Annotated in this window: 13 protein-coding genes; 8 read left to right on the forward strand and 5 right to left on the reverse strand. The window is 63.7% G+C overall.

The window, feature by feature from the left end; genetic code table 11:
* Nucleotides 1-8 precede the first annotated feature (8 nt).
* From AC1D1X_RS06245 to AC1D1X_RS06270, 6 genes are all read left to right on the forward strand, one after another.
* The gene (locus AC1D1X_RS06245) at nt 9-779 is read left to right on the forward strand and encodes a ParA family protein (RefSeq protein WP_477670385.1); all 771 of its coding nucleotides are present in this window, start codon (nt 9-11) and stop codon (nt 777-779) included.
* 99 nt (nt 780-878) lie between these two features.
* On the forward strand, nt 879-1463 hold the full coding sequence (locus AC1D1X_RS06250; RefSeq protein ID WP_477670384.1) for an RBBP9/YdeN family alpha/beta hydrolase: 585 nt from the start codon (nt 879-881) through the stop codon (nt 1461-1463).
* A complete protein-coding gene (locus AC1D1X_RS06255) occupies nt 1460-2767 on the forward strand; it encodes a serine hydrolase domain-containing protein (RefSeq protein WP_477670383.1) in 1308 nt (435 codons plus the stop codon). The genes AC1D1X_RS06250 and AC1D1X_RS06255 overlap by 4 nt, the downstream gene beginning before the upstream one ends.
* A 23-nt stretch (nt 2768-2790) precedes the next feature.
* Nucleotides 2791-3729 carry a ParB/RepB/Spo0J family partition protein gene (locus AC1D1X_RS06260; RefSeq protein ID WP_477697986.1) on the forward strand — a complete coding sequence of 313 codons (939 nt, stop codon included), beginning with the start codon at nt 2791-2793 and terminating at the stop codon, nt 3727-3729.
* A gap of 161 nt (nt 3730-3890) precedes the next feature.
* Nucleotides 3891-4568 (forward strand): hypothetical protein, encoded by a 678-nt coding sequence (locus AC1D1X_RS06265; protein WP_477670382.1) that lies wholly within the window; start codon nt 3891-3893, stop codon nt 4566-4568.
* Between the two features lie 65 nt (nt 4569-4633).
* Nucleotides 4634-5146 (forward strand): hypothetical protein, encoded by a 513-nt coding sequence (locus AC1D1X_RS06270; RefSeq protein WP_477670381.1) that lies wholly within the window; start codon nt 4634-4636, stop codon nt 5144-5146.
* Nucleotides 5147-5576: 430 nt separating this feature from the next.
* On the opposite strand, the gene AC1D1X_RS06275 is transcribed toward AC1D1X_RS06270, so the two are convergent.
* Together AC1D1X_RS06275 and AC1D1X_RS06280 are read right to left on the reverse strand one after the other, a co-directional pair.
* Entirely contained in the window at nt 5577-6998 is a 1422-nt protein-coding gene (locus AC1D1X_RS06275) for an FAD-binding oxidoreductase (RefSeq protein WP_477697987.1), read from the reverse strand.
* A gap of 144 nt (nt 6999-7142) precedes the next feature.
* On the reverse strand, nt 7143-7529 hold the full coding sequence (locus AC1D1X_RS06280; RefSeq protein WP_477670379.1) for an EF-hand domain-containing protein: 387 nt from the start codon (nt 7527-7529) through the stop codon (nt 7143-7145).
* 177 nt (nt 7530-7706) lie between these two features.
* Here AC1D1X_RS06280 and AC1D1X_RS06285 point away from each other — a divergent pair, with 177 nt between their 5' ends.
* Entirely contained in the window at nt 7707-8276 is a 570-nt protein-coding gene (locus AC1D1X_RS06285; protein WP_477670378.1) for a cob(I)yrinic acid a,c-diamide adenosyltransferase, read from the forward strand.
* A 205-nt stretch (nt 8277-8481) separates the two neighbouring features.
* Here AC1D1X_RS06285 and AC1D1X_RS06290 read toward each other — a convergent pair whose 3' ends face one another.
* From AC1D1X_RS06290 to AC1D1X_RS06300, 3 genes are all read right to left on the reverse strand, one after another.
* On the reverse strand, nt 8482-8787 hold the full coding sequence (locus AC1D1X_RS06290; RefSeq protein WP_477670377.1) for a hypothetical protein: 306 nt from the start codon (nt 8785-8787) through the stop codon (nt 8482-8484).
* Nucleotides 8788-8837: 50 nt separating this feature from the next.
* Entirely contained in the window at nt 8838-9950 is a 1113-nt protein-coding gene (locus AC1D1X_RS06295) for an ABC transporter substrate-binding protein (RefSeq protein WP_477670376.1), read from the reverse strand.
* Nucleotides 9951-10248: 298 nt separating this feature from the next.
* Nucleotides 10249-10671, reverse strand: coding sequence for a hotdog fold thioesterase (locus tag AC1D1X_RS06300; protein ID WP_477670375.1), 423 nt, complete (start codon nt 10669-10671; stop codon nt 10249-10251).
* Nucleotides 10672-10865: 194 nt separating this feature from the next.
* Between AC1D1X_RS06300 and AC1D1X_RS06305 the strand changes: the two genes are divergently transcribed.
* A partial coding sequence (locus AC1D1X_RS06305) for an AsmA family protein (protein WP_477697988.1) occupies nt 10866-11793 on the forward strand: 928 nt, incomplete at its 3' end.

The following is an 11793-nucleotide window of genomic DNA, read 5'->3' on the forward strand; positions in this document are numbered from 1 at the left end:
AAGCACACATGGCCAAAATATTCTGCGTAGCCAACCAAAAGGGTGGGGTAGGGAAGACAACAACGACGGTGAACCTGGCCGCGGGCCTGGCCAAAGTCGGCCAGCGTGTGCTGATGATCGACCTGGATCCGCAGGGCAATGCCACCATGGGTTCGGGCGTCGACAAACGCAAGCTGGAAATGACGGTGTACGACGTGCTGCTGGAATCGGCTTCGGTGGTCGAGGCGCGCGTGCACAGTGAAAAGTGCGGCTACGACGTGTTGGGCGCGAATCGCGAACTGGCCGGCGCCGAGGTCGAACTGGTGGATGTCGAGCGCCGCGAAAAGCGCCTCAAGCTGGCGCTGGCCGAGGTCGACAGCCAGTACGACTTCGTGCTGATCGACTGCCCGCCGTCGCTCAGCATGCTGACGCTCAACGGCCTGTGTTGCGCACACGGCGTGATCGTGCCGATGCAGTGTGAATACTTTGCGCTCGAAGGCCTGACCGATCTCGTCAACACCATCAAGCAGGTGCACGCCAACCTCAACAAAGACCTGCAGATCATCGGCCTCTTGCGCGTAATGTTCGACCCACGCATCACATTGCAGCAGCAGGTGAGCGACCAGCTCAAGGAACACTTTTCCGACAAGGTGTTCAACACGGTGATCCCGCGCAACGTGCGCCTGGCCGAAGCACCCAGCTACGGCCTGCCCGGCGTGGTGTTTGACCCGGCCTCCAGGGGCGCGCAGGCTTTCGTCACGTTTGCCGAAGAAATGGTGGACCGCATCAAGGCAATGTGACCGCGCCAGGGTGCAGTTTTATATGCCAATAGTGCCTGTGGCCCAATGGGGGCTTGCGCCAGCAGCTATAAAAATCATAGCAAACAATCTTCTTTCGACATGAAACCCGACAACGTCCTCATTCTTCCCGGCTGGAAAAACAGCGGCCCCGGCCATTGGCAAACGCTGTGGGAGGAGGCCGACGGCTACACCCGCGTGGAGCAGCACAGCTGGATGCACCCGCTGCGCGGCGACTGGACGGCGCGCCTGGAAGAGGTGCTACTGTCCTGCGACGAACCAGCGGTGCTGGTGGCGCACAGCCTGGGCTGCATGCTGGTGGCGGCCTGGGCCAGCCACTCCAGGAACATTCACCGCGTCAAAGCCGCGCTGCTGGTGGCTCCACCCGACATTGACCGCGAGGACGTGCGCGAGCTGCTGCCCAGCTGGTCGCCAGCGCCGCTGAACAAACTGCCGTTTGAGAGCGCGCTGTTTGCCAGCAGTGACGATCCTTTCTGCGCGATCCAGCGGGCGCGGCAATTCGCGGCCGCGTGGGGCTCTACCTTTGTGGACGCCGGACCTTGCGGGCACCTGAATGCCGAGAGCGGCCTGGGCGGCTGGCCCGAAGCGTACCTGCGGCTGCTGCAGCTCAAGGAGCTGACTTCACCGGCCATTGAACCTTCACCCGGCATCACCCCTGGCCCATGACCTCATTTTTTTACCAACGCGCGCGCTACCTGCAACTCGCCCTGATAGTGCTGGCGATATGGGCGAGTGGTTCTCTGCATGCCGAGCCGGATGAAGAGCTGCTTGGAAAATCGCAAAATTATCCGCTGGGCAACGTGAACAACTGGCAGCTCAACCCTTACCGCGTTGGCTCCTGGTCAGCGCTCGACAAAGTGCCCGGGGTGCGGACCCGCGTGGTCGGGCACCCGGCCGAGGCCAGCCCCTTGCCGCGCGCAGCCAGCCCGGCGGCGGTCAGCTACCGCTACAAAAACACGAACTACACGCTGGCCGACTACCTGGACCGCCAGCGCGCCACCGGCCTGCTGATCCTGAAAAACGGCGAGATCATCGCCGAGCACTACCGCTACGGCCGCAAGGATGACGCGCGCTTTTTGTCCTTCTCCATGGCCAAGAGCGTGACCTCGCTGCTGGTCGGCAAGGCGCTCTCGCTGGGGCTGATCGCTTCGCTTGACGACCCCGCCGAGAAATACGCCAAAGACCTTGCCGGCAGCCCCTATGGCGCCACCACAATTCGCCAGCTGCTGCGCATGAGTTCGGGCCTGACGTTTACCGAACGCTATGACGGCAAGGACGATATTGCCCGGCTCGCCCGCGCTTCTGCCGGAACGCCGGGCGCCGGCATGCCGCTGGATGTGCTCAAGTCCATCACTGACCGGCATTCGCCGGCCGGTGAAAAATTCGTTTATGCCGGCTCCGAGACCGACGTGTTGGGCCGCGTGGTGGTGGCCGCCATCGGCAAGAACATGTCCGAGCTCACCACCGAGTGGCTGTGGAAGCCCATGGGCGCCGAACATGATGCCTTCTGGCGCATCTCCGCCGACGGGCAGGAGCAATCCTACGGCGCCTTCAACGCCACCCTGCGCGACTGGGCGCGGCTGGGCCAGTTGCTGGCCAATGACGGCCGTGCCATCGACAAGGCGACCGGCAAACCCGGCGCATTGCAGGTCTTGCCGCTGGACTACCTGCTGGACGCCACGGATCCGGCGCGCCAGCCGCCTGCGTTCAAGCCGCGCAAGGCCACGCCTTACTTTGGTTATGGCTACCAGTTCTGGCTCATGCCGCTGCGGGCACGCACTTTTGCCATGCAGGGCATCCACGGCCAGACGGTGTATGTGCAGCCGTCCACCGGCATTGTGATGGTGCTCACCTCGGTGTGGGAACAGGCCAGCGGCAAACAGGATGCACAACCTTATGAAGAGCGCGACGCCCTCTGGCGCGGCGTGCTGCAATCTCTGGGCGGGGACCTCACGCCCGGCTCGCAATGACGAATTGAAAGAAAGATAAAACCATGGTCACCAAAAAACCCAAAGGCCTGGGCCGCGGGCTCGAAGCACTGCTCGGCCCCAAGGTCAGCGAAAGCGCGACGGACGCGGAGAACGCCAGCAGCACAGCCAACAGCCCGGGCCTGCCGGCCTCGCTGCGCCTCAGTGACATGGTCGCCGGCCAGTACCAGCCGCGCACCCGCATGGACGAAGGCGCGCTCTACGAGCTGGCCGAGTCCATCAAGGTGCAGGGCATCATGCAGCCCATCCTGGTCCGCCGGCTGACCAGCGGCGCCAACGACGGCAAGTACGAAATCATCGCCGGCGAACGGCGCTTTCGTGCGGCCAGGCTGGCCGGGCTGGACGAGGTGCCGGTGCTGGTGCGCGACGTGCCCGAYGAGTCGGCCGCCGCGATGTCGCTGATCGAAAACATCCAGCGCGAAGACCTCAACCCACTCGAAGAGGCCCACGGCCTGCAGCGCCTGGTCAAGGAATTCGGCCTCACGCACGAGCTCGCCGCGCAGGCCGTCGGCCGCTCGCGCAGCGCTGCTTCCAACCTGCTGCGGCTTTTGAATTTGGCTGATCCGGTGCAARCGATGCTGATGGCGGGCGACCTGGACATGGGCCATGCGCGGGCCTTGCTGGGCCTGGACCGTGCCGCGCAGATCACCGCGGCCAACCAGATCTCGGCCAAAAAAATGTCGGTGCGCGAGGCCGAAAGCCTGGTCAAAAAACTCAGCGCCGAGTTTTCGCTAAAGCCGCAAAAAGCCACCAAGGAAAAGTCCCGCGACACACGCCGTGTGGAAGAAGAACTCGCCGACCTGCTGATGGCCAATGTGGAAGTGCGCATCAAAAAGCAGGTCAAGCGCAACGGCCGGCGCGAAGACATGGGCGAGGTGGCCATCCAGTTCGCTTCGATGGACGAGCTCAACGGATTGATCGAGCGCTTGCGCGGCAACAAGTAGACTGTTTGGGTTATTTTTCGCCGGTGAATCGGTCGGTGATACTCAAGATGTGAACTAATTCACGACTTTTGTGACTCTTACACGGCTTTCTCCAGAAAGCGGGTGACGGCTGGCGCCCACATGCTTATTGTTACTACATGTAATTATTTKTGTGTTTGCGTATGAATTACCTGGCGAACCGTTCTTTCCGCAGCGCTCACCTGGCCCGGTTCGGCGTTACCACCGTCTCGGACATAACAGACTGGTTCAAGCCAGGCTGGCGAGAGGGGTTTGCCGGCCTTGGCGCCTGCGCCACCCTTGCGGTGGTGATGGCCCTGGCGCCTCAGGCCGCAAAGGCGCAGCAAACCATTGAGCGCGTCAAGCTCACGGACAACGACCTCAGCTGCCAGCAGATGTACGCCGAGGCGCAGCAGATGGACACCACCATGGCCCTGGCTGGCCCGGGCCTGCCGGTTCTCAGCGCAGCGCCCGCGGCCGCCATGCCCGGTGGCGCGCTCACGCTGGCGCAAATGCATGCGCCGACCGCCGCGCTGGCCACGCAGCAAGGGCTATCGGCCCAGTACCAGCAGCAAATCGCCAACAACATGGCAGCGGCCCAGCAAAACGGGCGCAATTCCGCCGCGCCATCGCCCGCGCAGCCCAGCGGCATCGCCGGTGCGCTGGGCGCAGGGATGCTGGGCTCCTTGCTGGCGGGCACCGGTGCCGCAGCTGCAGTATCCGCCACGGCGCCGGCTCAGGGGGCTGGTGGCGGCCTGGGGGTCCAGGCCAGGGCGCGCAAAGACCACCTGACTGGTTTGTTCCTGTCCAGGGGCTGCAAGCTCTCGGAAGTGCAGAAGTAGCCCCGAAATTTTTTACCCGCGTTTTCCCCCAACCTCCATCAACCTTACCCATTGCAGGACCGGTCATGAAACAACACTCCCTTGCCGCCGCACTGGCGCTTTTCCTGGTGGCTGCCGCCGCATCTGCGCAAACCATCGAGCGCGTAAAGATGACGGACAACGACCTCTCGTGTCAGCAGATCTATGGCGAGATCGGACAGATGGACAGCGTGGTCACGCGCGCCGCCCAGTACACCGCGGCACCGGCCGCTGTAGCCCCCGCAGATGCAGGGAGTCAGGTAGCAGGAGCGGTGGTGCAAACTGCACTGGCCTCCGCAGCGGCCAATGCAGCGGCGCAGAACGCCGGCGGCTTTGGCGGATTCGGCGGCGGCCTGGGCGGCATGTTTGGCGGCATCGTGCAGCAGCTGGCAGGCAATACGGCCCAACAGGCCGCCAATAACGGCGTCGCCCAGCAGCAGGCCGCAACCGCGCAGCAACAGGCCGTTGCATTGCAGGGCCAACAGGCACAGGGCCGCAAGGAACATCTCACCAGCATGTTCCTGGCCAAGGGCTGCAAGATGAGTGATATCCAGAAGTAATTGAGCCCCCACGGTCGCTCACTTCGTGTAGCTCCCGAGGCCTTGCAGGCCGCGGCTCGCGAGACGCTTCGCCTCTGTCGCCCGTCCAAGCCTGCGCAGGCAGGCTTGGAGCCGCGGGCTCCAGCCCCTCSGGGGCCGCCCGCCTGCGGCCCGGCAAAGCCGAAAATTGGCACACCCCTATCGGGCTCACTGCGTGTAGCCCTTTTCCTCTTGCAGGGGACGGTGCCTGCGGCCCGGCAAAGCCGGTTCCGCGGCTCATGCTGGCTCGAAGATTCAGGGCGTATTCAGTGGGGGTATTCACCAGTGGGGGCCGAGGGTCCGGCTTCGCCGGCCCAAGGCGCCGCCCCCTCGAGGGGGGAACGGGCTACACGAAGTGAGCCCGGACGGGGGTGGTTATAGATCGCACTGCAAACGCGCAGTAGAGCTCGCTTCACAKCGAGAAAATCTTGCCCGGGTTCATGATGTTCTTCGGGTCGAGCGCACGCTTGATGGTGCGCATCATGTCGACCGCGCCGTCACCGGCTTCGGTTACCAGGAAATCCATCTTGTGCAGGCCAACGCCATGCTCGCCCGTGCAGGTGCCTTCAAGCGCCAGCGCGCGGGTGACCAGCTTGTGGTTCAGTGCTTCGGCTACTTCGCGCTCCTTGGGAATCGTCGGGTCGATCAAATAGCCGAAGTGGAAATTGCCGTCGCCCACATGGCCGACGAGGAAATAAGGAATGCCGCTGGCATCGACTTCGGCCACCGACTCCAGCAGGCAATCGGCCAGGCGCGAAATCGGCACGCAGGTGTCGGTGGAAATCGCGCGGCAGCCGGGCCGCGACTGGATGGCCGCGAAGTAGGCGTTGTGACGGGCGGTCCAGAGGCGCGTGCGCTCTTCCGGCGTGCTGGCCCATTCAAACGCGTTGCCGCCGTGGCCGCTGGCGAGCTCCTGCACCAGCTCGGCCTGCTCTTTCACGCTGGCGGGTGAGCCGTGAAACTCCATCAGCAGCATGGGCTCTTCGCGCAGCGTGAGCTTGGAGTGTGCATTGACCATGCGCACCGTGTTGTGGTCGATCAGCTCGACGCGCGCAATCGGAACCCCCAGCTGGATGATCTCGATGGTGGTGCGCACGGCAGCTTCGATGCTCGGAAAGGAGCACACCGCAGCGGAGATGGCTTCAGGCAGGGGGTACAGCCTGACGGTGACTTCGGTGATCACGCCCAGCGTGCCTTCGCTGCCCACCATCAGGCGCGTGAGGTCGTAGCCCGCCGATGATTTCTTGGCGCGCGTGCCGGTGCGGATGACGCTGCCGTCTGCGGTGACGACTTCCAGTGCCAGCACGTTCTCGCGCATGGTGCCGTAGCGCACCGCATTCGTGCCGCTGGCGCGCGTGGCGCTCATGCCGCCCAGGGTCGCGTCGGCGCCTGGGTCGATGGGGAAGAAGAGGCCCGTGCTTTTGACCTCTTCATTGAGCTGCTTGCGCGTCACGCCCGCCTGCACGGTAACGGTCAGGTCTTCGGCATTGATGGACAGCACCTTGTTCATGCGGCTCACGTCGATGCTGATGCCGCCCTGCACGGCCAGCAGATGGCCTTCAAGCGACGTGCCCACACCAAAGGGGATCACGGGCACGTTGAACTGGGCGGCGAGCTTGACCGCATCTGCCACGTCCTGCGTGCTTTCGGCAAACACCACGGCCGAAGGCGGCGGTGCGGCAAAGGAGGATTCGTCGCGGCCATGCTGCTCGCGCACTACCAGGGCGGTTGAGCAGCGCTCGGCAAAGCGGGCTTTCAGCGCGTCAATCAGCGCGGCAGGAGTTTCGCGCTGGCAGATTTCGGGAAGCAGGTGCGTGGGCAGGGGGGCGTTCATGGTGTCTCCGGGTCGGTGGCACAGTTTACGACGTGCGCGCCGTTTGCGCCAACGAGGCCGGAGGCCCAGCCATGACCGCTGGAGCGCCCGCATGAAGCGGGGGAGACAAAGCAGGCCGCCCCCTCAAGGGGCCATCAGGGACTGTCAGGAGCCGGTGGCCGCCTTGGTGAGCTCGGCCAGCGAGATAAAGGTGTCGTGGTTGGTATCGATCTGCTCGAAACGCTGTGCCACGGCCGGCAGGTGCTCGGCTTCCTGGCGATCAAGCTTGCCGTCCTTGTTGGTATCCGCACGGCCGAAAGCCGCCTCGACGTCCTTGCTGGTGGTGCGGTTTTGCGGTACGGCGCCCGGCGTGCCGGAAGGCGCCATCTGGGAGGGCGGGCTGGTGGGGCTTGCAGGTGAGGGAGGAGCGGTTTGGGCCCGCACGGCGCCAGCAGCGCCCATAGCCAGTGCCGCCACCAAAAGCACGCTGCGCAACTCGAAGCCGGGAATAGAATGTTTTGGATGCTGTGTTGCTGTCGTGTGCATGGTCATGCGAAGAGTCTTTCAAAGAGTGGACAAGCAGCCATTGCAACCCAGCCTGCCCGTTGCGGCCAGCAGTTTTGCAGGGTGTTTCCTCACTCACATGATGGCGTACGACGACACATTTTCTTGCCCGGCGTAACGCTTGGGCTTCATGCACTTTCACCGCGCTTCACCGCGTCTCAGACCATGGCCAACAGACTCTCACAGATCGCAACGCGCACCGGCGATAACGGCACCACCGGCCTGGGCGATAACACGCGTGTGTCCAAGGACAGCCTGCGTGTGCATGCCATGGGCGATGTCGATGAATTGAACTCGCACATTGGTGTGTTGTTGTGCGAAGAGCTGCCCCCGGGCGTGCGCGACCTGCTGGTGGAGGTGCAGCACCAGCTCTTCAACCTGGGCGGCGAACTCTCCATTCCCGGCTTTGAACTGCTCAAGCCCGAAGCCGTGGCGCTGCTGGACGACGCACTGGCCGAACACAACGCGAAACTGCCGCGCCTGGCGGAATTTATCTTGCCGGCGGGCTCGCGTGCCGCGTCGCTTGCGCATGTGTGCCGCACGGTGGCGCGCCGTGCCGAACGATCGGTGGTCGCGCTGGGTGCGGTCGAACCGGTCAAGGAGTCGCCGCGCCACTACCTCAACCGCCTGAGCGATCTGCTCTTCGTTCTGTCGCGCGTGCTCAACCGCATGAATGGCGGTGACGACGTGTACTGGAAGAGCGAACGCATGGCACAGGCCGCCGGTACGAAATAACAACAACGGCCAGCGCGGTGTTCCCGCGTGAACTGCAGCCATGCCGGCCAGCCGTTGTCTGTAAACAGGTCCCGTTCGGGTGCGGTTGGAGTCGGCGGTTTTGCTATCAATAAGATAGCTAATTGCGCGCGATCATCAAGCGTTGCAGCACTAAAACACCTCGATCTCAAGTTGCCGTCGGGTTCTGGCCAAAAAAATGGCGCTTCTAGACCCGCGTCAGCATGTGCGCCGGTAGCCAGCCGGAGAAGGCGGGCAGCAGCGCATTGATGCGCCGCGCTGCCTCTTCCTGATAGAACTGGCGGGCTATCAGCTGGAATATCTCTCCCCGCAGCTGCCAAAGGTGCTGTGCGGTGTGCGCCTCGTCGATACGCCAGCGCATGCGTTCGCACATGGGTCCCTCGCACCGTTGCAGCGCATCGTGGAGCTGATGGCGCAGCTGGTCCAGGTCCAGCGTCGATGGCTCCAGCGCACTTTCATGCGGCCGGCTGTGCAGCGACTTCATCCATGCCATGGTGGTCTTCTCATGTGGAGGGCCTTGATGCAGCTGAACGTCAGCGCATGTCAACGCACGAAGCGGCCCTCGAGGCTCACGATGGAGAGGTCCGCGAAGTCCAGCCCCGTGTGGTCGTCGGGGCTGAAGCTCACCTCCAGCCCGCCCAGGTCGAAGCGTTTCATGCCTTCCAGGGCCGCCTGCAGCGTCTCCCGCGTCGGGTTCTTGCCCGCGCGCCGCAGGCCCTCCACCAGCACCTTGGCAGCGGCATAGCCTTCCAGCATGGCCGGCGACAGCGCTATCCCCTTGGCTTTGGCCAGGTCGTTGGCTTCCTGCACCATCGTGTAGGCATAGGAGCGCTCCGCCGGGTAGACCTGCGTGACGATGACGCCGCGTGAATACTCCCCCAGCGCCTTGATGAAGCCCGCCGATGCGTTGTTGGACAAGGTGACCACGCGCACGGACGACTTGGCGGCGCGCAGGGCCCGCACCCCATCCGCCACGGCGTTGCTCGAGCCGATCCAGAGCACGGCTTGCGCATCGCTTGCCAGAATGGGTGGAACAAGCTGGTTGTAGTCGGGCTTGCTGCGGTCCGCTTTCAGGATATTGGTGGGCTTCAGCTTCGCCTGCGTAAAGCCCTTGTTGGCTCCCTCCAGCCCGTCACGGCCGAAGGAGTCGTCCGCATGCACCACAGCGATACGCTGGATGCCCAGCGTGTGCAGGTGCTCGATGGCCTTCTCGGCCTCGCGCTGGTAGGTTGCGCGCACATTGAAGACATAGCGGTTGACCGGCTGGTGCAGGATCATCGCGCCCGTGGAGGGGCCGACCAGCGGCATATGGTTGGCTAACAGTACGGGCAACACGGCTTCGGTGGGGGGCGTGCCGCGCGTCAGGAACAAGGCGACGGCGCCGCGCTCGGCCAGCTTTTGCGCGTTCTCGCCGGCGAGCTTGGGGTCGAACTTGTCGTCCAGTGACACCAGCTCCAGTTGCCGGCCTGCGATCCCGCCCCGGGCGTTCACCGCATCCAGCCACAGGCGCGCACCTTCGGTGTTTTCCTTGACGCCCGCGGCCACGGGACCCGTGAAACCGGCTGTCTGGCCGATCAAAATCTGTGCGTGTCCTGCGCCGCACAGGACGGCTGCCAGCAGCGCTGTGGCCCATCGACTTACATTACTTGTGTCCATTTGTTAGCTTTCAACCTAGTTGTGGCGAACAATACGGACGGGGCAACATAAGATCAAATACGATTCAGAGCACGCCTTAAGATAAAAAAAATATGGAGTTGGCGTTGACCGACAAGACCCGGATGTGGCTTGTAGCGCGGCTTTCCGGGCGAAAACCCGGTGAAAAGCCTGAAAAGCGTCGCTGACCACGACCGCGATAGTGCACCAGGTTCAGGCCCACTGCATGACTAATATCTGGCGCAGAGAAATTGTTGCTATTCGTAACGAAGCCGTTACAGCCATCAATGGCAATGCGCCATCACCCCGGCCGCAGCATCGCCATCGTGATGCGCGAGACACAGGTCAGTTCGCCCGCGTCATTGGTGAGCTCGATCTGCCACACCTGCGTACTGCGTCCAATGTGCACGGGCCGCGTGGTACCGGTGACCCAGCCGCTGGTGACGCCCTTGAGGTGATTGGCATTGATGTCCAGCCCGACAGCGCGGTGCCCTTCGGGTGCCGCAAAGGCCGCGCCGCAAGAGCCCAGGGTCTCCGCCAGCACCACCGATACGCCGCCATGCAGCAAGCCATAGGGTTGTACCGTGCGGCGGTCCACCGGCACGCGGGCGCGGATGAAGTCGTCACCCACCTCCAGGAATTCGATGCCCAGATGGGTGACCGCACTGTCGGCGTTGTGGTGCGTGAGCAGTTCGACGGAGATGGGCTGTTTCCAGATGCGCATGAAGGTTCTCACAGGGCTGATACCCCTCACTATAAGGTTGCGGCCTACAGCGCTTGGGCACCTTGTCGCGTAGGCTGCAGCGGCGGCCGGGCTTAAGCTGGCCGTATGAGACACACGGACCACACGCACACGGACTGCACGGACTACATGAACCTGGATTACCGGAACCGGGGCTGCCCGGCTCCATCGGTCCGATGACACGTTCGAACAAATGGCTGGCAGGGCTGCTGGGTGTCGCACTGGCCCTCGGCTTGCTGTGGTTTGCCGCACTTCGGCTGTTGCCGAGTGACGAGGAACTCGCGCAGCGCGCCGCCACCGAGCTGGAGGCGCAATTGGGCGTCAAGGTCCGTGTCGGTGCATTGCACTGGCGTTTGCTGCCTTCGCCGGCGGTGGTGATTGAAGAGGCCCGCACGGAACAGCCCCAGCCGATCCTTATTAAAAAACTCACCGTCTACCCGGACCTCTTCGCCCTGTGGCAACGCCGCGTGAAAATTGACCGTGCCGACCTGGAAGGCGCCGTGGTGCCCCAGCTGTCGCTGCGCGGGCTGGGGAAACAGCGAGAAAAAAAAGACGAGATGGCTGGCGATGAACTGCCGCTGGCGCGTTTTGTGTTTCGCGACGTGACCTGGATCTCGCGGCGCGGCATCTCTGTAGTGTATGACGGCGAGGTTGATTTCGACCCCGCGTGGCGCCCGCGCAAGGCCGTGCTGAGGCGCCCCAATGTCGAGCCCACCACCCAGCTGAGCCTGGCGCGTCAGGGCCAGGAAGACCGCTGGGACACACGCATCCGCGTGGGCGGCGGCACGGCCGATGGGGAAGTCCGGCTCGAGTTTCGTGCCAACGGGCGCATGCATCTCGAAGGCACCCTGCAGCCCCGCGATATCGAAGTTGAAAGCGCGTTGGCTGCTTTCAATCGCCGGTCTGTCGTTGCAGGCAAAGCGTCGGGTGAAACCACGCTCTCGGCCAATGGCGACACGGTGGCCGAGCTGGCGCAGTCGTTGCACACCAAAACCCCCTTTACGGTGGGCAAGTCCATGCTGCTGCGCTTTGACCTGGAAAAGGCCGTGCGCACGGCCGGCAAGGAACACGCCGGCCAGACACCGCTGGACACCATCACGGGCC

The organism is Polaromonas sp. P1_G4, assembly GCF_056405475.1.

Bases quoted from the DNA above. Each gene is read 5' to 3' on its own strand.
- AC1D1X_RS06245 (WP_477670385.1), top strand. From the start codon at position 9: ATGGCCAAAATATTCTGCGTAGCCAACCAAAAGGGTGGGGTAGGGAAG.
- AC1D1X_RS06250 (WP_477670384.1), top strand. From the start codon at position 879: ATGAAACCCGACAACGTCCTCATTCTTCCCGGCTGGAAAAACAGCGGC.
- AC1D1X_RS06255 (WP_477670383.1), top strand. From the start codon at position 1,460: ATGACCTCATTTTTTTACCAACGCGCGCGCTACCTGCAACTCGCCCTG.
- AC1D1X_RS06265 (WP_477670382.1), top strand. From the start codon at position 3,891: ATGAATTACCTGGCGAACCGTTCTTTCCGCAGCGCTCACCTGGCCCGG.
- AC1D1X_RS06270 (WP_477670381.1), top strand. From the start codon at position 4,634: ATGAAACAACACTCCCTTGCCGCCGCACTGGCGCTTTTCCTGGTGGCT.
- AC1D1X_RS06280 (WP_477670379.1), bottom strand. From the start codon at position 7,529: ATGACCATGCACACGACAGCAACACAGCATCCAAAACATTCTATTCCC.
- AC1D1X_RS06285 (WP_477670378.1), top strand. From the start codon at position 7,707: ATGGCCAACAGACTCTCACAGATCGCAACGCGCACCGGCGATAACGGC.
- AC1D1X_RS06290 (WP_477670377.1), bottom strand. From the start codon at position 8,787: ATGGCATGGATGAAGTCGCTGCACAGCCGGCCGCATGAAAGTGCGCTG.
- AC1D1X_RS06295 (WP_477670376.1), bottom strand. From the start codon at position 9,950: ATGGACACAAGTAATGTAAGTCGATGGGCCACAGCGCTGCTGGCAGCC.
- AC1D1X_RS06300 (WP_477670375.1), bottom strand. From the start codon at position 10,671: ATGCGCATCTGGAAACAGCCCATCTCCGTCGAACTGCTCACGCACCAC.